Below are 18,927 nucleotides of genomic sequence, written 5' to 3'. Positions count from 1 at the left end.
CTTCAAAACTCTTCGCGAGGAAGGCCTTAACCCCGTTCGGTTTCCTCCGAAGCGTCGGGATTTGCGACATCGGATGTCGGCTCTCCCGACATCTCGGCATCCGGTACGCCGAGGCCGTAGCGCTCGATCTTCGCGTAGAGGAGCTGCCGCTGGATGCCCAAGCGGCGCGCGGCCCGTGCCCGGTTGCCCTCCGTCTCGCGGAGAGCCCTGACGATCATGGTCCGCTCCAGGCGGGCCACGGCGCCGGGCAGGTCGCCGGCCAACCAGTCCTGGGCATGCCCATCCTCGGTGCGCCGGTCCGTCCGGGACGCCGGCAGGTCGAGGTCGCCGCCCGCGATCACGCCCCCGCGCACCAGCACGGCCGCCCGCTCCACGACGTTGCGCAACTCGCGGACGTTCCCCGGCCAGTCATAGGCGAGCAGGCGGGAGGCCGCGCCCCCGCTCAGGCGCTTGCCCGAGGGGGCGAGGAAGTGCTCGGCAAAGGGGACGATGTCGGCGAGGCGCTCGCGCAGGGGCGGCAGGCTTATCGGTACGACCGCGAGGCGGTAATATAGGTCGGCGCGGAACCGGCCCTCGGCCACCAGGGCCGGCAGATCCCGATGCGTGGCGGCCACGAGGCGGACCGCGACGCGTCCCGACCGGCCGCCGAGGGGCGTCACGACGCAATCCTCGAGGACACGGAGGATCTTGGCCTGCATGCCGGCCGGCATGTCGCCGATCTCGTCCAAGAACAACGTGCCGCCCTCGGCCTGATGGAAAGCGCCGGCCCGGTCCGCGGTCGCGCCGGGGAACGCTCCCCGGAGGTGCCCGAACAGTTCGCTCTCCAGCCGGTCGCCCGGGATCGCCGCGCAATTGACCGGGATGAACGGCCGCGTTCGCCGCTGGCCGAAGGCGTGGAGGGCGCGCGCCACCTCCTCTTTGCCGGTGCCGGTTTCACCCTGGATGAGGACGGTGGAAGCGGTGTCGGCCACGAGGCCGATGGTCTTCTGGACGCGCCGCATCCCCTCGCTGGAGCCGACGAGTCCCGGATGACCGGACTGCGCCGCCGGGACGATCGCCTCCGCCGACACCGATCTCAGCATCGCGTCGAGCACGGCCGCGAGGTCGGCGCGGCCGATCGGCTTGGTCAGGTGATCGTGCGCACCGAGCCGCATCGCCTCGATCGTGTTGGCGGGGCTCGCGAAGGCGGTCAGCACGGTCACGGGCGGCGGGTCCGGCAGGGCACAGATCCGCGCCAGCGTGGCCATGCCGTCGAGGTCGCCGGGCATCCGCAGGTCGAGCAGCACCGCCGCGACGGCGGTGTCGCCCAGCCGCGCCAGGGCCTCCGAGCCCGACGCCGCCGGCAGCGGCGTGTGTCCGAGGTCGGCCACGGTCTCGGCGAGCCCCTCGCGCAGGGCCCGGTCGTCGTCGACGATCAGGATGGTCGCCATGGCAGGTCCAGCAGGAAGGTAGTCTCGGCCGCGCCCTCGACCAGCCCGACCGCGCCGCGATGCGCCAGCGCGATCTCGCGGACGATGGCCAGCCCCAGCCCGGTCCCGTCCGGCCTGGCCGTGACGAAGGGCTCGAACAGGCTGGCGCGGATCGCGGGCTCGATCCCGGGGCCGGTATCGTCGACGCGCAGATGCAGGCGCACGCCGCCGTCGACCGTGACCCGCTCGGCGCGGAGACGCACCCGTCCGCCCGGCGGCGTGTGCTGGAGCGCGTTCAGCAGCAGGTTGTCCAGGGCGCGGGCGACCTGCGCCGGGTCGATCTGCGGTAGGTCCGACCCGGGCAGCCCATCGGCCTCGATCTCGACCCGCACCGAGCGGGCGCGGGCGAAGTCCTCCTGCAGCCGCGCGCATTCCACGAGCAGCGGCGCCAGTGCGGTCGGCATCCGGTTGAGCGGGCGCGCCTGGGTCAGGTTGAGAAGGTCGCGCAGCAACGTGTCGACCCGGGCGATCTGGCCGAGGACGGCTTCGAGAGCGGTCGCGGCGCGATTCGGGTCGCCGCTGACGAGGGCGTTCTCGGCCTTGAGCCGCATCGCGGCGATCGGGTTGCGGATCTCGTGGGCGATGCTGGCCGCGAGCCGTCCGACCGCGGCGAGCCGCTCGGCGGCCACGGCCCGCGTGCGCGCGTCCCGCAGCCGTCCCCCCGCGGCGTTGAGGGCTTCGACCAGACGGTCGAGTTCCCGCTCGCCTGTCCGCTCCAGGCGGGGCAGATCCTCCCCATCAGGGCGCGGCGCCGCGAGGGCGGCTTCGAGCCGGGCGATCCGACCGGAGAAGCCGTAGAGGAACCAGCCGAGGAAGGCCGCCGACCCCAGAACCGTCACGGCCAGGAAACCGAGGCCTGCCACGAAGCGCTTATAGGTCGGACCGTCGTTGACGTGGGCGCGTCCCATCGTCCAGGCGGTCAGGCCCGCCTCCGGACCGCGCAGCGGACAACCCTGGAGCAGCAGCACCTGCGTGCGGCTGGGACGACGGACGGAGACCACGTGGTCGCCGCGCAGCACCTCGGCGTTGAGGGCCGCGATCGTGCCCTGCTCGGCGGCCGGAAGATCGGTCTTGCGGCCGGTGCCCTCGTAGGTGGGGTAGGCGTAGGCGACGGAGCCGTCCGCGGTGCTCCAGATCCCCCCCTCGACGCCCGGGGCCCCGCCGAGGGCCGCCTCGACGAGGCCCTCGAAGTCGCTCTCACCGAGGCGGCCTCCGCGGCTGCGGACCGAGGCGGCGTAGCGGTCGATGATCTCGCGGCAGGCCCGGCCGACCGCGACTTCGGTCTGAGCGACCTGGACGTCCGTCGACTGGCTGTAGACACCCCACATCAGGTAGGCGGTCACGGCCGCGGAGGCGAGGAGCAGCACCCACAGAGCGAGCAGCCGCGCGCGCAGAGAGTAGGCCGTCACGGCAGCGTCTGGTCTGCCACGGCGCGCGCTCCTCCGCCCATGCCTGTCCGCCCATGCCTGTCCGCCCAGCCGCGAGTCCTAAGCGTTGTCGGCCGACGTGACCACTCGCCCCACGGACATTCCAGTGGTGGGTCCGTTTTCGGAAGTTGCAGTTTCGGTCCCGACTTGAACCTAGCGTTGGATATCCCATCCGAGCGAGCCGGGCTTTTGGGAGAAGATCGGAAAGCGCGCGCTTTTCCCTGCGATCTCGCGTTGAGGATTAGGATTTGTTAAGCAATTGGCCCCGGGGAGTGTCGGTGAGGCTAGGTGGTCCTGGTCTCGGTGCGTCGCGCGGGCGCTAGCCTGGATCACCCCGCGGATCCCCAGCCGGAGACGGACGATGTCAGAGTCGCTCGTGAATCAGGATGCGCTCCACGAACTGACGGCCGTGATCGGCACGGAGAAGCTCGTCCGCATCCTCGACCGATTCGTGCTGAGTCTCGCCACGGCCTTCGACGGCACGGACCGCGCGGCGGCCGATTACGGGCGCGAAGCGCACACGCTGGTATCGATGTCGGGAATGCTGGGCTGTGCGGCGTTCTCCACGGGCTGCCGCGGGCTCGAGCAGGCCGCCAAGACAGGCGATGACCTGACGGGATCGCTGATCGCCCTCAAGGCGCTGCGTGACAGGACAGTCGCGGCCTTGCAGGATCTGCGCGCTGAGGCGGCCTTCTCCGTGTGAGTCCGGCCGACGCAGGCGTGGCCGGCGGATAGGTCTTGCGCATCGCCGCTCGGGTCGGCGCAACGCCGTCCAACATTGCGAGCGCAGCCCCTGCCGGGGCAGCGCACCTTCCGTGAGCGTGGCGCCGCCGACGCTCCCGGCCGGACAGGGGCCAAGCCCCCGGGATGCCTACGGGGGTTCCTCGACGGACGGGACGATGGACGTCCGAATCGCTGGCGCCCTTTGTCGCCGACGCAGAGCGCTCCCCGCCCCGCACCCGTCGCGGGGATCGCGGTTGGTGTGGCCCGGCCGAACAGCCCGGGTGCGGCCTACTCCGCCGGCTGCGGCTCCCGCCGCGCCCGCGGGATGAACACGCCGCCCTCGGGCTCCAGCGTGATGCGTCGGTCGTGGAACGCGTCCAGCGTCGAGCGGTGGCCGATTGACACGATGGTCGTTCCCGGCAGCCGCTCGCGCAGCATCCGGTAGAGGGCCGCCTCGGAGGGTTCGTCGAGGGAGGCCGTGGCCTCGTCGAGGAACAGCCATTCCGGCTTCGACAAGATGGCGCGGGCGATGGCGAGCCGCTGCTGCTCGCCGCCCGAGAGACGCCGCTCCCAGGTGTCGGTCTCGTCCAGCTTGTCCACCAGTTGGGTCAGCTGAGCTGCCGTCAACGCATCCCGGATCGCCGCGTCGGTGAACTGATCGACGGTGTTCGGATAGACGACTGCGCCGCGGAGCGTGCCCTGCGGGATGTAGGGCCTCTGCGGCAGCAGCAGCGCCGATTGCCCGGCGGGCACGTCGATCCGGCCCTTGCCGAACGGCCAGATCCCGGCGATCGCCCGGAACAGGGTCGACTTGCCGGAACCGGAGGGCCCGGTGACGAGGGTCGCGCCGCCGCGCGGAAGGGTCAGCGCATCGGCGGTGACGATCGGGCGCCCGTCCGGCAGGGCGAGCACCAGACCGCGCGCGGTGACGTCGCCGGTGCTGTCGTTGCCCTGGACCAGCCCGTAGCCGGCATTCTCCAGCGCCTCGGCCTTGGTCATGGCCCGGCGGAAGGATCCGAGACGGTTGGTGTTGGCCTTGTAGGCCGCGAGCGTCGTGTACGAATCCACGAAGAACGAGAGCGAACTCTGCACTTGCCCGAAGGCCTGCGAGGTCTGCTGGAGGGCGCCCAGGGTAATCTTCTTGGCGAAGAAGGACGGCGCCGCCAGCACCATGGGGAAGATCACGCTCGCCTGACGATAGCTGAACGTGAAGGCGATCAGCTTGATGCGCCGGAAGATGATGCCGACGTAGTTGTCGATGACGCTGTGGAACAGGGTCGAGAGCCGCGAAGCCTCGGCGCGCTCGCCGCGCAGCAGCGCGATCTGCTCCGAGTAGATCCGGTTGCGGGCGAGCGCGAACCGGAAATTCGCCTCCACCTGCTCCTGCCGGAAGTCGAGCCCGATGAGCGGCCGTCCGATCAGGTGGGTGAGCCACGTGCCGACCACCGCGTAGGCGATGACCAACCAGACCAGGAAGCCCGGGATCACCGCATCGGTGAAGGGCACCACGAAGTCGCGCGACAGGGTCCAGAGGATCACGATGAACGAGACGAGCTGGGCGGCCTGGCTGAGCAGCCGGATCGACAGCGTCGTCGTCTGCACGATGAAGCTGTTGACGTCGGCCTGGATGCGCTGGTCCGGGTTATCCGCCTCCTCGTCGGTGAACGGGATCCGGTAATGCGTGCCGTTGCCGAGCCAGCGCTCGTACAGGCTGTGGGTCAGCCACGTCCGCCAGCGGATGAGCAGCGAGGAATCGACGAACAGGTCGAACATGCCGATGGCGATGTTCAGCGTGGCCAGCGGCACGAAGACCCAGAGGAGCTGATACCAGAAGGCGTTCGCGTCGTATTCCTGTAGCGAGTTGTAAATGTCCCGGTAGAAGAAGTTGAACCGCAGCGTCAGGGCCACGTCGGCGAAGTTCACGAAGATCGAGAGCGCCACGAGGTTGCGGCCGATCCGACCCTCCGTGCTGCCGAACCAGCGGAACAGGCCGATCTCCTTGGTGGGCTTGTCGCGATTGGCGAAGTACGGATCGGCGATGTTGGTGATCGCCCGGATCGGCTCGAGACGCGAGATGCCGAGCACGATGGCGGCGAAGACCACGGCCCCCGTGGCCGCGAAGGCCGGCGGGAGCAGGGCTGCGACCACGGGCGGCAGCAGACCCATCGCGGCGATCGTCTTCGATCCCGCGAGCAGCAGGTAGCCGACGCCGTAGACCGAGACGAAGACCTTCAGGTAGGCCGAGATGCCGTTGGCGGCGATCAGGATGCCCGCCATGACGAAGCCCGCCAGCGAGACGTAGAGCGGCGGGCTCGGGATACCGGGAAACGCCAGCAGGATCAGCGCGGCCAGGGCCGTGAGCACGGCCTGGATGCCCAGTCCGGTCCTGAGTGCTGCCACGCGTCGATCCCCCGTCCCGTCCGCGCCCAGCAGGAGGCGCAACCCGGCGGCCTTGGCCCCGGGTGATGGCGAGATAAGGGCACGTGCCCCGCGCTGTCGCGTGAAACTTTCGTCACGTGCGGGCCGTGCGGCGATTTACGCCAGGCGGCGTCTCACCAGTTCCACTCCTCGAAACCCGGCTCGCGACAATGATAGCCGACGGGGCATTGCGGATTGTCGCGGGTCGGCACGAAGCGCAGTTCGGCGATCTCCGAACCGGAGCAGCGGCCGGGTGCGCTGACGAAGCGCTCCGGTGCGCCGCCCAGGGCGACCACCACGTCGCCCTCCCCCTTCACCAGGGCCATCGCCTCGGCGCAGCTCATTCGCGCGGTGAAGGAACCGCGCGGCGGCCGCGACTGGGCACGCGCGTCCGACCCGGTCGCGACGGCGGCAAGGTGGGCGCACAGCAGGGCGAGGACCAGCGGCCTCATCAAGAACGGGTTCCAACACGCGCCCGGGAAGAAAGCCCGCGGGCATCGCGCCATCCTGCACAAGCCGGCCGCCCGAGACTGTCACCGGAATGCGCCACCTTGCGGCTTTCGCCGTGGGACCGCCGCAATCGCCCGATTATGAGAGGTCCGGGACCGCCGCGACGGGCCGCGCCTCCGCGCGCGCCGAGGCCGGCGCGGGCGGCCTCGGCACACCCGCCCGACCGGTCCTCCGGCATGCGTCCTGAGGCGCGGGGCGTGCCGGAGACGTGAGCCGGAGTCATTTACCGGAGCCAAGGGACCCCAACGATGTCCGCCCTCTCGATCCTCGACGTCTCGGCGGTGCGCGCCGCCCCGGTCTCCCGCGAGCCCTACGCCTACACCCTCGGCAGCAACGTCCTGAACCCCGAAGCGATCGACGACATCCGCCGCGACTTCCCGGACATCGCCAAGCCCGGCTACCTGACGGTGGACGAGGTCGCCCTGAAGGGTCGCTTCAAGGCGCTGATCGATGAGCTGGAGAGCGACGCGTTCTCGAAGATCCTCGGCGAGAAGTTCGGCATCGACCTCGTCTCCTGCCCGCGGCTGACCACGATCATGCGGCGCAGCCAGCTCAAGTACGGTTCGATCCACACGGACGGTCCGTCGAAGGTGCTGACGCTCCTCGTCTACATGAACGACGCCTGGGACGCCCCGGCGGCCGGCCGCCTGCGGGTCCTGTACGACGGCCGCAACTACGCGCCCTTCGCGGTCGAGGTGCCGCCCACCATGGGCACGATGTTCGCGTTCCTGCGGGCCGACAATTCCTGGCACGGCCACGAGCCGTTCGAGGGCGAGCGGCGCGTCGTCCAGGTCGCGTGGCTCAAGGACGCGTCGGAGCTTGCCCGCAAGCGCAAGCGCAACCGGACGGCACAGTTCCTGAAGGGCATCTTCGGCCGCTGACCGGACGACGGGGGTCGACCATGGGGGCATTGGTGTTGGCGGAACCCGGCGGCGGGACGCGTCCCGGCTCCAGGCAGCGTTACGCCGTGCCGGGGCTGCTCGTCGCCGGCTGGGTCGGCCTGTTCGCCTACAGCGCGGCCTACCTCACCGAGGACATGCCGTTCCGCAACCAGGGGGCCGCCGGGGTGACGCCGGCCGGCGATGCGCCCGCTGCGCAGCAGGCCGCGCGCCGGGCGGTCCTGCTCGATGCGCCCGTCCGCGGTGCTCCGGCAGCACTACCCCCTGCCCAATCCCCAGTCCCCGCTCCAGGCCCCATGGCGGCCGTTCCGGCACCGATACCCGCTCCCGTCGCGAGGCCGGCTCCGGCCACGGCCCAGGTCAGCGCGTCGGCCACCCCCGATTATGCTGGGGTCTGGGGACCGACGGCGGGTGCCTGCGGCACGCCCTCCCGGCGGCGGGGCTACATCCCGGCGACGATCACCCAGGATCACGCCAGGGCGGGCCGCACGGTCTGCACCTTCCACGACACGCGCCGTGCCGGGAACGCCTGGATCACGTCGGCCGAGTGCAGCGACCGCGGCCGGCGCTGGTCGTCCCAGGTTCGCCTCACGGTGGACGGCGACCACCTGACCTGGTCCAGCAGCCGCGGCAGCGCCTCCTACGTGCGCTGCAGCCGGCGCGCGGGCTGACGGACCGCTTCACCCGGTCGTCGTTCGTCGCGACCGGTCGCGTGCGCCATCCTCATCCTCGCCGGTCCAGTGACGGGGGCCTCGCAACCTCCACATGGATGGCGCCCGCCACACCGCTTCGCTGCACCCGCACGGGTGGCGGGTCCGCAGCGGTCAGAGGGGCCCCGCTCCGATTCCAAGGCCGCGGCCCTGCCCTTCCGCCGCACGCAGGACGATGCGCGCCGCGGCTCGGCTCGGCGTATCGGCGCCCGGCAGCCGCATGCGCTCGTCGATCTGAGCCAGCGCGTCGAGCTGCGCGTCGCGCGCGGGCCCACCCTTCAGCAGCGGCAGCAGCGACTGCGCGAGGGGCTCCGGGGCGCATTCCGCCTGGACGAATTCCGGAACCGCATTCGCGCCGAGGATCAGGTTCGGCAGCACGATGCTCGGGACTTGAATGAGCCGGCGGGCGATGAACTCCTCCGCCCGCGAGACCCTGTAGGCCACGACCATCGGCACCCCCGCCAGCGCGAGTTCCAGCGTCACCGTTCCGGAGGCGGCGAGCGCCGCGCGGGCTCCCCGGAAGGCGGCGTATTTCGAAGCCTCGCCGGTGACGATCCGAACCGGCAGCGGCCAACCCGCCGCGAGGCGTTCGATCAGCGCGCGATGGCGCGTGACGGCGGGCAGAACCGCCTCGATCGGCACGCTGCGGCCCACGCGATCCAGCGCCTGCCCGAAGACCGGCATCAGCCGCTCGATCTCGGACCGGCGCGAGCCGGGCAGCACCACGAGGCTGTGCGGGACCGTGTCGCGACGCCGATGCTTCGGATCCGCCGGTCGCAGATCGTGCAGGCGCTCGATCAGCGGGTGCCCGACATAGGTGCAGGGTGGTCCTCCGAGCCGCAGATGCGCGTCGGGCTCGAAGGGGAGCAGGGCCATCACGTGGTCGATGAAGGGGCGCATCCCCTTCGCCCGCCACGGCCGCCACGCCCAGACGCTCGGGGAGACGTAATCGACGATGGGAATGCCCGGCGCGGCTCTCCGCACGCGGCGCGCCACCGCGTGGGTGAAGCCCGGGCTGTCGATGATCACCAGCACGTCCGGCCGGGCGCGCACCGCCGCCGCCACGGTCTCGCGGATGCGCCGCAGGAGCGTCCGCGCCCGGGCGAGGACCGGCAGGTAGCCCATCACCGCGACGTCATCGAGCGGGAACAGGGAGACGAGACCCGCCTCGGCCATGGCTTCGCCGCCGACCCCGCCGAACGCGGTCTCCGGCGCCGCCGCCCGCAACGCCCGCATCAGCTTGGCGCCGAGCTGATCGCCGGAATCCTCGCCGGCGACCAGCCAGATCATCCGCGGCCCGGCCGCCATCACGGCGCGCTCCCGTAGCCGATCACGAACAGGCCGAGGCGGTCGGCCTCCGCGGCGGTGGCGATGCGGTCGATCACCAGCGTGCCGCCGGCCTCCAGGGCGAGGCCGACGCAGCCGGCCTTGGCGGCGTTGCGCACCGTACGCGGCCCGACGGCCGGCAGGTCGACGCGGAGGTCCTGGCCCAGCTTGGGTGCCTTCACCAGCACCGCCGCGGGGAGCGGCCGCCCCAGGCCGAAGGGTCGGCGCCCGAGCGCGCGCGCGCGGGCCAGCATGCGGTCGGTGCCTTCGGGACCCTCGACGGCGAGCACCCGCTCGCCCGCGACCGTCACGGCCTGCCCGAGATCGTAGGGTGACAGGGCTGCGAGCACGCCGCGCCCGGTGCGGATCGAGGTCGCCGCCGCAGCATCCGGCTTGCGCCGCCCGATCGGACCCTCCGGGCAGAGCAGGTCCGGCGCCGCCTCGTGGACGCCGAGAACCCGGTGACCCTCCTCCTCGACGAGGGTCAGGGCGGCGCGCAGGAGGCGGTCGTCCCCGCCGCTCGCGATCGCGCGCAGGACCTCACGGTTGCGCAGCGCGGCGCCCGCGTTGAGGATGGCGGCCGGGCTCGGACGGGAAACGCCGCCGGCCGGCACGACCACGGCGGGTCCCCACCGGCGCAGAAGCTTCAGGGTGGCGGCGAGATCCAGGAGATCGACGGTGGCGTCGGCACGGCTGCGCAGAGCCGGACCCGTGAAGCCCCGCAGGGCGATCACGCGGAACGGCCGTCGTGCCCGGCGCAGCGATTCCGCGACGAGTTCGGGCAGACGCCCCGCACCGGCGATCAACACGAGGGCCGGCTCGCGCCCGGGTTCGACCGTCGCCACGGCAGCGCGGCTCAGGCGGCGCTGATCGGTGTGGGGAGCTCGCGCGGCGTACAGATCGAGCGCTTGCCGCCGCTGCGGATGAAGTCGAGGATCTCCCGAACCGCCGTGTGGGATTCGAAGGTCGCGGCCACGTCCTCGACGCGCTCCATCAGCGTGCCCTCGGGGGCGAAGAGCAGGCGGTAGGCCCGCCGCAGGGCATGGATGTCCTCGCGGGCGAAGCCGCGCCGCTGCAGCCCGATGATGTTGAGGCCCGACAGGGTGGCCCGGTTGCCGAGCACCATCCCGTAGGGGATGCAGTCGTTCTCCAGACCCGAGAGACCGCCCACGAAGGCGTGCGCGCCGACCCGGGCAAACTGGATCACGGCGGCGCCGCCGCCGAGGATCGCGTAGTCGCCCACGGAGCAATGGCCCGCCAGCATGACGTTGTTTGAGAAGATCACGTGCGCGCCGACCCGGCAATCGTGGCCGACATGCGAGTTGGCCAGGAAGGTGCAGTGGTCGCCCACCGAGGTCTCCAGACCGCCGCCGCTGGTGCCGGGATTCATGGTCACGCCCTCGCGGATCAGGCAGTCGGAGCCGATCGTGAGGGTGGAGGCCTCGCCCCGGTACTTGAGATCCTGGGGCTGGTGGCCGATCGAGGCGAAAGGGAAGATCCGGGTGCGCGGCCCGACATTCGTCCGGCCCGACAGGACGACGTGGCTGATGAGTTCGCAATCCGCGCCGATCACCACCTCGGGGCCGACATGGCAGAACGGGCCGATCCGGGTCCCGTCGCCGATCTGGGCGCCGGGCTCGATCACGGCATTCGGATGGATCAGGGAGCCGCTCACTCCGTCACCAGCATGGCACCGATCTCGGCTTCGGCGACCAACGTGCCGTCGACCCGGGCCTCGCCGCGAAACCACCACATGGTCCGGCGCTGGTTCGTCTTCTTCATGTAGAAGCGCACCTGGTCGCCCGGCGTGACGGGCTTGCGGAACTTGCACTTGTCGATGGTCATGAAGAACACCTGCTTGGTGCGCAGCTCATCCGTCCGGATGTGTCGGCAGCAGATCGCGCCGGCCGTCTGCGCCATGCCCTCGATCAGGAGAACGCCAGGGAAGACCGGCATATCGGGAAAGTGCCCCATGAACTGCGGCTCGTTGGCCGTGACGTTCTTGATGCCGATGCAGGATTCGTCGCCGTCGATCTCGACGATGCGGTCCACCATGAGGAACGGGTAGCGGTGCGGCAGCAGCTCCAGCAGCGTCTGGATATCGGCTGTGCCCAGCTCGCCGCCGGTCTCGCGCGCCGCCTCACTCATCAGATTCCGCACCTCGACGTACCGCTCCGGGCGGCTTGGCATCCGGTCGCCGACGGCGAACGGACCGCCCTCTTCGGAAGAAATCGCCGGACATGCAAGGCCTTCCGGGTGACGGATCGGCACCCGAAGCCCGTCCATGACAGGGTTTCGGCGCACTGCGCGCCAAGGATGGCCGTCGGTACCGCGGGATGAGGAGGGCGGATCGGGATCATCCTCACGGAGGCCTCGACCACGGATGGCGCGGGCCGGCCCTCGGGTCCGGACCGGCGTGCGGCTGCCGTCAGATCACGAATCCTCGGCCGTGTCGGCCTTGCCCGACCGCTCGGCGAGGCGCGCCAGCGTCGTCAGTTCCCGGAACCACGCCCGTACGGGCTTTGCGGGCGTTCCACCCCACCGGCTGCCCGGCGGGACGTCCCGGTTGACGTTGGACGAGCCCGCGATCTGTGACCCGCGGCCGATGCGCAGATGGCCCACGACGCCCACCTGCCCGCCCAGGACGACGTAATCCTCCAGCGTGGTCGAACCCGAGATGCCGACGCCCGACACGATCACGCAGTGCCGGCCGATCACGACGTTGTGGGCGATCTGCACGAGGTTATCGATCTTGGTGCCCTCGCCGATCACCGTGTCCCGCGACGCGCCCCGGTCGATCGTCGTGTTGGCGCCGACCTCGACATCGTCTTGGACGATGACTCGGCCGACCTGCGGCACCTTCAGGTGGGTGGCGCCCATGGCGAAACCGAAGCCGTCCTGCCCCAGCCGGGCGCCCGGATGGAGGATCACCCGATTGCCGAGGAGCGCGTGGCTGAGCGTCGTGCCCGCCCCGATCGCGCAGTCCCGGCCGATCCGGACGCCGGGCCCGATCACCGCGTTCGGGCCGACCACGGTGCCGGCGCCGATCTCGGCATCGGGGCCGATCACCGCGCCCGGATCGACCGTGACCCCCTCCTCCAGCCGCGCTTCCGGATGGACATGGGCGCCCGGCGCGATGCCGCGGGCGCCGAATTGCGAGCCCGGGCGCAGCGCGTCGGGATGCAGGCGGCCGAGCAGCATCGCGTAGGCGCGATAGGGATCGCGGCTGACGATGGCGACAGTTTCGGCCGGACAGCGCGCGGCGAAGCGGGGCGAGACCAGGCAGGCGCCCGCCTGCGTAGCGGCGAGCGCGTCGCCGTACCGGGCATTGTCCATGTAGGCGAGGTGCTGCGGCCCGGCGCTTTCCAGCGATGCGGCGCCCGCGAGCCGATGCTCCGGATCCGCGCCCTCCGGGAGGGAGGCGCCGGCGGCGGCCGCGATCTCGGACAGGGTGATGCCGGATGCGGCGATGAAGAAGATGGGATCTGACATGCACGACAACGCGCCGACCGGGAAAGATCCGGCCGGCGCAGGAGCCTTTTATCAGAAGCGTGAGCCGCCGGAGAAGCGGAACGCCTGCGTCTGATCCTTGCCGATCGAGCCGTACTTGTTGAGCCCCGGCACGAAGACCTTCTGGCCCTCGTCCTTGGTCAGCGCGTAGGCGTAGTCGAACCGGATCGGTCCGAGGGGCGAGTTCCACAGGATGGACGCGCCGATCGAGGAGCGGATCGCGGCCGTGTCGCGGACGTTCACGCATTCCGGCTCGACGCCGATCGTGAAGGCGTTGAAGTTGCACCGTCCGGTCTGCGGCGAGATGCCGTTGATGAAGGCGTCGCCGTTCACGTTGAACGTCCGCTGGCCGTGATAGCCGAACAGCGTACCGGCATCGGCGAAGAGCGCGCCCTTCAGGCCCAGGTCCCGCGGGACGGCAGGAAGCGGGAACTGCACTTCCAGCGTACCGCCGACATAAGTCGAGCCGCCGATCGCGTTCGAGCGGGCGTCGGCGATGCCGACGTCGCGCGGACCGATGCCGTTCGGCGCGAAGCCGCGGACCAGCGACGGACCGAGGAAGAACTGGTCGGTGACCCGCAGCGGATCGTTGTTCAGGGCGCTGATATGGCCGCCCTGGAAGCGAACGAAGCCCACCACGTCCTCGAAGAGTTCCTTGTAGTACCGCGCATCGGCGGTCACGCGGAAGAACTTCGAGTCGCCGCCGAGGCCCGCCACGTCGGGCTTCAGCTCGGCGTAGAGGCCGTTGCGCGGGGCGCCGATTACGTCGAGCGTCGAGTAGGCGAGCGTCAGGCCGGCCAGCGAGGTCAGCGTGTTGCCCTGCGAACCCTTGATGGCGATGGAGGCTTCGCCATCATACGCACAGTTCGGGTAGACCGCCTGGCCGCCGATGTTCCGGCCGGTGTTCGGGTCGATCGTGCCCGCACCGTAGGTCGCCGTGTAGCCGGGGATCGGCACCGAGCAGTCGTTGTACGGCCGCTTCAGGGTGTTCGGGACCTTCAGCTCGGTGTTGTACACCGAGTAGCGCAGCGTGATGCCGAACTCTTCGGTGATCGGCAGGCCGAGGCGCAGCTGGCCGCCGTACACCGTGGTCTCGTAGCGCGAGTACCGGGTCAGGTCGGAATACTTGTAGAAGGCGTCGAAGCCGGCGGCGAGGCGGTAGCCGAGGAAGTACGGCTCGGTGAACGAGAAGTCGACGCCGCGCGAGTACTGGCCACCCGTGCCGGCGAGGCGGACGTACTGGCCGCGGCCGAGGAAGTTCGACTCGGAGACCGAGACCTCGCCGATGATGCCGTCCTGGGTGGAGTAGCCGCCCGCCACCGAGAACGAGCCCGTGGGCTGATCCTCGACATCGATGTTGATCACCACGCGGTCGGGAGCGGAGCCCGGCTCGTTCGAGAAGCGGACCTTCTTGAAGAAGCCCAGCCCGTTCAGCCGACGCTCGGCCCGGTCGGTGAGGACGCGGTTGTAAGCGTCGCCCTCGGCGATATCGAGCTCGCGGCGGATGACGTAGTCGCGGGTGCGGGTGTTGCCGCGGATGTTGATGCGCTCGACGTAGACGTGCGGGCCATCCTCGACCACGAAGCCGAGGGAGACCTGATGGGTCACCGGGTCGCGCTGGCCGGTGGGGCGGACCTGCGCGAACGGATAGCCGGCGCGGTTCACCTCGCGGGTGACATTGTTGAGCGTCTTCTCCACGTCGTCGGCGTTGTAGATGTCGCCCACGGAGGCCGAGACGTTGCCGTCGAGACGGGTGGTGTCGAGGCCCGGCAGGCGCGAATCCACCGAGACCGCACCGACCTTGTACTGCTCGCCCTCGTTCACCGTGATGGTGATGACGTAGCCGGAGGAGTCACCCTCGACGTAGCGCGCGTCGGCGCTGACCACCTGGAAGTCGGCGTAGCCATTCTTCAGGTAGTAGCGGCGGACCTGATCGAGGTCGGTGGTGATACGATCGGGATCGTAGACGTCGGAGGTCTTGATGAACGAGAGGAAGTTCATCTCCGAGGAGCTCATGAGCCCCTTCAGCGTCCGGTCGGAATACGCGTTGTTGCCGACGAAGTTGATCGAGATGATGCCGGTCTTGTCGCCCTCGTCGACCTGATAGATCACGTCGACGCGGCCGTTGGGCAGGTCGACGGTCCGGTAGGTCACCTTGGCGGTGCCGCGGCCGAAGCGCTTGTACACGTCGCGGATGCGCGCGAGGTCGGCGTTGACGATCGCCTCGCTGTAGGGGCCGCGGGCCTTGGCCTCGACGAGGCTCTCGAGGGTGGCCTTCTCGACCTTCTTGTTGCCCTCGAAGACAACGCGGTTGATCAGGTTGTTCTCGCGTACGGTGACCACCGTGCGCCCCCCGGACTGCGCGACGCGCACGTCCGAGAACATGCCGCTCGCCAGCAGGTTGCGCCGAGCCTCCTCGGCGGATCCGGACGCCGTCCCGGTCACGTAGGACCGGATCGTGTCGGCATCGACGCGCTGGTTGCCCTGGACGACGATCTGCTGCGCCTGGGCGGCCCCGCTCAGGACGACGCCAAGACCCGCAGTGACTAGGACGATGGTTTTCCGCACCGACTTACGTCGGTGCTTCCCCGTCAACGACATCATGCAATCGCCCGTTTCTGTTCTGGTCGCGGGGGTTAGCCCGTCACGAGCGACCGTTGATCGGCCGTCCCGTCACCTGGTCCAAGCGTGGCTTCGGTCCAAGCGTAGCTCTTAGCGGGATTCCCCTGCCAAGCAAACGCGCGGGAGGCCATCGTCAGGGGATTTTGGGGGGTCGTGGCCTTCGCGCCACTTAACGCTGCACCCAGCCGGCGGGCAAACCACGGATCGTGGTGAACCGCACGTAAACAACTGCGCCCGCAGCCCTTTTCCAGACTGCGTGCGCCGCCGTTCACCGTGTTTTAACCGAGATCGGCGTCACCGCCGCGTCCCCAAGCGGGCGCTCTGCGGGCGGGATCGCGGCAGGAATGGGGCATCCTTTCCGGTGGAGACCGGAACCGACGTCGGATCACCGGCGCCAGCCCTCGACCCCGACGGATCAGGTGTTCCGCCAGGACGCGCCGAGATTGAGGATGTCGTTCCAGGCCGCGAACAGCATCAGCATCAGGACCAGGGCGAGGCCGATCCGGAAACCGATCTCCTGGGCCCGCTCGCTGAGCGGCCGGCCGCGGACGACCTCGAAGGCGTAGAACAGCAGGTGGCCGCCATCGAGCAGGGGCACTGGGAAGAGGTTCAGAAGGCCGATCGACACCGAGAGCAGCGCGATGAGGCCGACGAGGCCGCCGACGCCGCCGGTCTTGGCGACCTCGCCCGAGACGCGGGCGATCCCGATCGGGCCGGACAGCTGATCGGCCGACTCGCGGCCAGTGACGAGCTTCCCGAGATACGAGAAGGTCCGCTCGACGACGAAGTAGGTCTCCTTGACCCCGAGGTTCAGCGAGTCGAGCGGCCCGTAGCGGACGAGCCGCGCCTCCGAGCCGGCGGGCGACCGGATGCCGAGGCGTCCGATCCGGTGACGGCCGAAGGGTGTCTTCTCCTCGAAGGTGGCCGGGGTCGCCTGGATGGTGATCGGTTGCGCCTCGCGCTCCACCGTGAAGGTCAGCGGCGTTCCGGCGCTGCCCGTGACGGTGCGGTACATGGCATTGAAGTCGCCGATCTTCTCGCCGTCGATGGCGGTGATCACGTCGCCCGGCTGGAAGCCGGCCTGGGCCGCGACGCTGTTGGGCTCCACCGACGAGACCCGGGCGGGCAGCTCGTAGCGGCCCCCGAGCCAGATCGCGCCGGCGAACAACAGGATCGCCAGGATGAAGTTCGCCACCGGTCCCGCGGCGACGATCGCGGCGCGCTTGGCCACGGGCTGGGTCGGGAAACTGATCGCCCGCTCCTGCGGGCTCATCCGGGCGACCGTTTCCGGGTCGGGCATGCTGGCGCCGTTGGCGTCGCCGTGGAACTTCACGTAGCCGCCGAGCGGGATGGCGCAGAGCTTCCAGCGCGTGCCGCGGCGGTCGTTGAAGCCGAACAGTTCCGGGCCGAAGCCGAGCGAGAAAGCGTGGACGCCGACGCCGCACCAGCGTCCGACCAGGAAGTGGCCCATCTCGTGCACGAACACCACGACGGTGAGCACGAACAGGAACGGGATCACGGCGCCGAAGAAGCCGCCGGCGGTCCCGCCCATCGCGTTGAGGAAGTCCATGAGCCGTTTCCTGGCCGTATCCGCGCCGGCCTTGCGGGCCGACTATCCAGCCTGTTTAGCAGATCGGTGCGGCCGACTGCCAACGCAATCCCGTGCGCCGGTCGCGAAGGTCACGCGGCCGAGGGCCCGACAGTTCGGCTCCTGCTGTCAGGCCGGGTGATGTCCCCGCAATCCCCGCTGTCGCGGTGGCGCCCCGCTCAGTGACCGCCGCCGCCGCCCGCCGCCTGCGGGCGCCGGACCAGCGGAACCGCGCAGGCCATCGCCAGGAACAGCACGGTCAGGGTCAGAAACAGGTCCTCGAAAGCCATCACCAGGCCCTGGATCCTGACCGTGTTGGTCATGGCCTTCAGCGCCATGCCGGGGGCCGCGCTGCCGAAGGAGTCGAAGCCGCGCTGCAGGGAGTCGAGCCGTTCCACCGCGGCTGTGCTGGCCCAGGTGAAGCGCTCGTGTAGCCGGGCGAGGTGCAGGTCCCACCGGTCGTTCAGCAGCGTGTTGATCAGGGCGAGACCCACCGCGCCGCCGAGGTTGCGCGTCAGGTTGTAGAGCCCGGAGGCGTTCTTCATCCGGGCCGGCGGGAGCGTACCCAGGGCGATGTTGTTGATCGGGATCATGCACAGCATCAGCGAGCAGCCGCGCAGCACCTGCGGCAGCAGCAGTTCCCAGAAGTCCCAGTCCTTGGTGAGGCCGGTGACGATCCAGGTGCCGCAGGCGAATCCCGCGAATCCGATCCCCATCATGAGGCGGGGATCGACCTTGCCGGAGAATCGTCCGGCGATCGGCGCGGTGGCGAACATGCACAGGCCGGAGACGAACATCGTCTCGCCGATCATCAGCGCCGAGTAGCCCCGCACGCGCGCGAGGTAGACCGGATAGACGTAGGTCAGCCCGTAGAGGCCGATGCCCAGCACGAAGCTCGCGACGCAGCCGCTGGCGAAGTTCCGGTCGGAGAAGGCGCGCAGGTCGACGATCGGTTGCGGCGCCGTGAAGGCGCGCCAGAAGAACAGCACCCCTGATGCGGCGCAGATGATCGCGCAGGCGAAGACCGCCTCGTCCTGCAGCCAGTCGTGGTTCGGCCCCTCCTCCAGGACGTATTCGAGGCAGCCGAGGAACCCCGCCATGAAGGCGAGGCCGGCCCAGTCGAAAGATTTCAGCAGGCCGTAATTCGGCTTGTCGAAATCCACCAGCATCCAGGTCGAGACGGTCACGAAGATGCCCGGCACGACGTTGATCAGGAACAGCCAGTGCCAGGACATCAGGTCGGTGAGATACCCGCCGACCGTGGGACCGATGGTCGGCGCCAGCGTCGCCACCAGCCCGATCATCGGCGACACGATGGTCCGCTTCGAGGGCGGAAAGATCGTGAAGGCGGCGGCGAAGACGGTCGGGATCATGCCGCCGCCGATGAAGCCCTGGAGCGCGCGCCAGACGATCATCTCGCCGATGGACGAGGAGGTCGCGCACATCAGGCTCATGACGGTGAAGCCGCCCGCCGAGATGGCGAACATCCAGCGGGTCGACAGCACCCGCGACAGCGTCCCGGAGAGCGGGATCGAGATGACCTCGGCGATGAGGTAGCTGGTCTGGACCCAGGGGATCTCGTCGCCCGAGGCCGAGAGGCCGGCCTGGATCTCGTTGAGGGAAGCCGAGACGATCTGGATGTCGAGGATCGCCATGAACATCCCGAAGACCATGCAGAGGAACGCGATCAGACGGCGGCGATCCATCGGCGGATCGGCCGCGGGA

Annotated in this window: 15 protein-coding genes; 3 read left to right on the top strand and 12 right to left on the bottom strand. The window is 70.0% G+C overall.

What is annotated here, in order from left to right; all coding sequences use genetic code 11:
- Window positions 1–26: 26 nt before the first annotated feature.
- Entirely contained in the window at window positions 27–1,430 is a 1,404-nt protein-coding gene (locus MFF58_RS18680) for a sigma-54-dependent transcriptional regulator (protein WP_238290323.1), read from the bottom strand.
- Complete coding sequence (locus MFF58_RS18675) at window positions 1,415–2,878, bottom strand: sensor histidine kinase (RefSeq protein ID WP_238290322.1); 1,464 nt, start codon at window positions 2,876–2,878, stop codon at window positions 1,415–1,417. Before MFF58_RS18675 ends, MFF58_RS18680 begins: the two co-directional genes overlap by 16 nt.
- 379 nt (window positions 2,879–3,257) lie before the next feature.
- On the opposite strand from MFF58_RS18675, the gene MFF58_RS18670 reads away from it, so the two are divergent.
- The gene (locus MFF58_RS18670) at window positions 3,258–3,599 is read left to right on the top strand and encodes an Hpt domain-containing protein (RefSeq protein WP_238290321.1); all 342 of its coding nucleotides are present in this window, start codon (window positions 3,258–3,260) and stop codon (window positions 3,597–3,599) included.
- Window positions 3,600–3,907: 308 nt separating this feature from the next.
- Here MFF58_RS18670 and MFF58_RS18665 read toward each other — a convergent pair whose 3' ends face one another.
- Together MFF58_RS18665 and MFF58_RS18660 are read right to left on the bottom strand one after the other, a co-directional pair.
- Window positions 3,908–6,019, bottom strand: coding sequence for an ABC transporter ATP-binding protein/permease (locus tag MFF58_RS18665; RefSeq protein ID WP_238290320.1), 2,112 nt, complete (start codon window positions 6,017–6,019; stop codon window positions 3,908–3,910).
- Between the two features lie 152 nt (window positions 6,020–6,171).
- Window positions 6,172–6,489 carry a hypothetical protein gene (locus MFF58_RS18660; protein ID WP_238290319.1) on the bottom strand — a complete coding sequence of 106 codons (318 nt, stop codon included), beginning with the start codon at window positions 6,487–6,489 and terminating at the stop codon, window positions 6,172–6,174.
- 306 nt (window positions 6,490–6,795) lie between these two features.
- On the opposite strand from MFF58_RS18660, the gene MFF58_RS18655 reads away from it, so the two are divergent.
- On the top strand, window positions 6,796–7,428 hold the full coding sequence (locus tag MFF58_RS18655) for a 2OG-Fe(II) oxygenase (RefSeq protein WP_238290318.1): 633 nt from the start codon (window positions 6,796–6,798) through the stop codon (window positions 7,426–7,428).
- 86 nt (window positions 7,429–7,514) lie between these two features.
- A complete protein-coding gene (locus tag MFF58_RS18650; RefSeq protein ID WP_238290317.1) occupies window positions 7,515–8,117 on the top strand; it encodes a peptidase inhibitor family I36 protein in 603 nt (200 codons plus the stop codon).
- Between the two features lie 153 nt (window positions 8,118–8,270).
- Here the strand turns inward: MFF58_RS18650 and lpxB are convergent, their stop codons facing one another.
- The 8 genes from lpxB to MFF58_RS18610 form a co-directional block, all read right to left on the bottom strand.
- On the bottom strand, window positions 8,271–9,464 hold the full coding sequence (gene lpxB, locus MFF58_RS18645) for a lipid-A-disaccharide synthase (RefSeq protein ID WP_238290316.1): 1,194 nt from the start codon (window positions 9,462–9,464) through the stop codon (window positions 8,271–8,273).
- On the bottom strand, window positions 9,464–10,327 hold the full coding sequence (locus MFF58_RS18640; protein ID WP_238290315.1) for an LpxI family protein: 864 nt from the start codon (window positions 10,325–10,327) through the stop codon (window positions 9,464–9,466). Before MFF58_RS18640 ends, lpxB begins: the two co-directional genes overlap by 1 nt.
- 11 nt (window positions 10,328–10,338) lie before the next feature.
- Window positions 10,339–11,157 carry an acyl-ACP--UDP-N-acetylglucosamine O-acyltransferase gene (lpxA, locus tag MFF58_RS18635; protein ID WP_238290314.1) on the bottom strand — a complete coding sequence of 273 codons (819 nt, stop codon included), beginning with the start codon at window positions 11,155–11,157 and terminating at the stop codon, window positions 10,339–10,341.
- Window positions 11,154–11,630 carry a 3-hydroxyacyl-ACP dehydratase FabZ gene (fabZ, locus tag MFF58_RS18630; protein ID WP_238290313.1) on the bottom strand — a complete coding sequence of 159 codons (477 nt, stop codon included), beginning with the start codon at window positions 11,628–11,630 and terminating at the stop codon, window positions 11,154–11,156. Before fabZ ends, lpxA begins: the two co-directional genes overlap by 4 nt.
- A gap of 285 nt (window positions 11,631–11,915) precedes the next feature.
- Window positions 11,916–12,974, bottom strand: coding sequence for a UDP-3-O-(3-hydroxymyristoyl)glucosamine N-acyltransferase (gene lpxD, locus MFF58_RS18625; RefSeq protein ID WP_238290312.1), 1,059 nt, complete (start codon window positions 12,972–12,974; stop codon window positions 11,916–11,918).
- A 51-nt stretch (window positions 12,975–13,025) separates the two neighbouring features.
- Window positions 13,026–15,596, bottom strand: coding sequence for an outer membrane protein assembly factor BamA (gene bamA / locus MFF58_RS18620; protein ID WP_238290311.1), 2,571 nt, complete (start codon window positions 15,594–15,596; stop codon window positions 13,026–13,028).
- A 433-nt stretch (window positions 15,597–16,029) separates the two neighbouring features.
- Complete coding sequence (gene rseP, locus MFF58_RS18615; protein WP_238290310.1) at window positions 16,030–17,184, bottom strand: RIP metalloprotease RseP; 1,155 nt, start codon at window positions 17,182–17,184, stop codon at window positions 16,030–16,032.
- Between the two features lie 197 nt (window positions 17,185–17,381).
- Entirely contained in the window at window positions 17,382–18,908 is a 1,527-nt protein-coding gene (locus MFF58_RS18610; protein ID WP_238290309.1) for a DHA2 family efflux MFS transporter permease subunit, read from the bottom strand.
- Window positions 18,909–18,927 lie beyond the last annotated feature (19 nt).

It is taken from the genome of Methylobacterium longum, from assembly GCF_022179385.1.
GTDB lineage: Bacteria > Pseudomonadota > Alphaproteobacteria > Rhizobiales > Beijerinckiaceae > Methylobacterium > Methylobacterium longum.
Note: the sequence above shows the minus strand (reverse complement) of the source record. Positions and strands in the feature narration are given on the sequence as shown.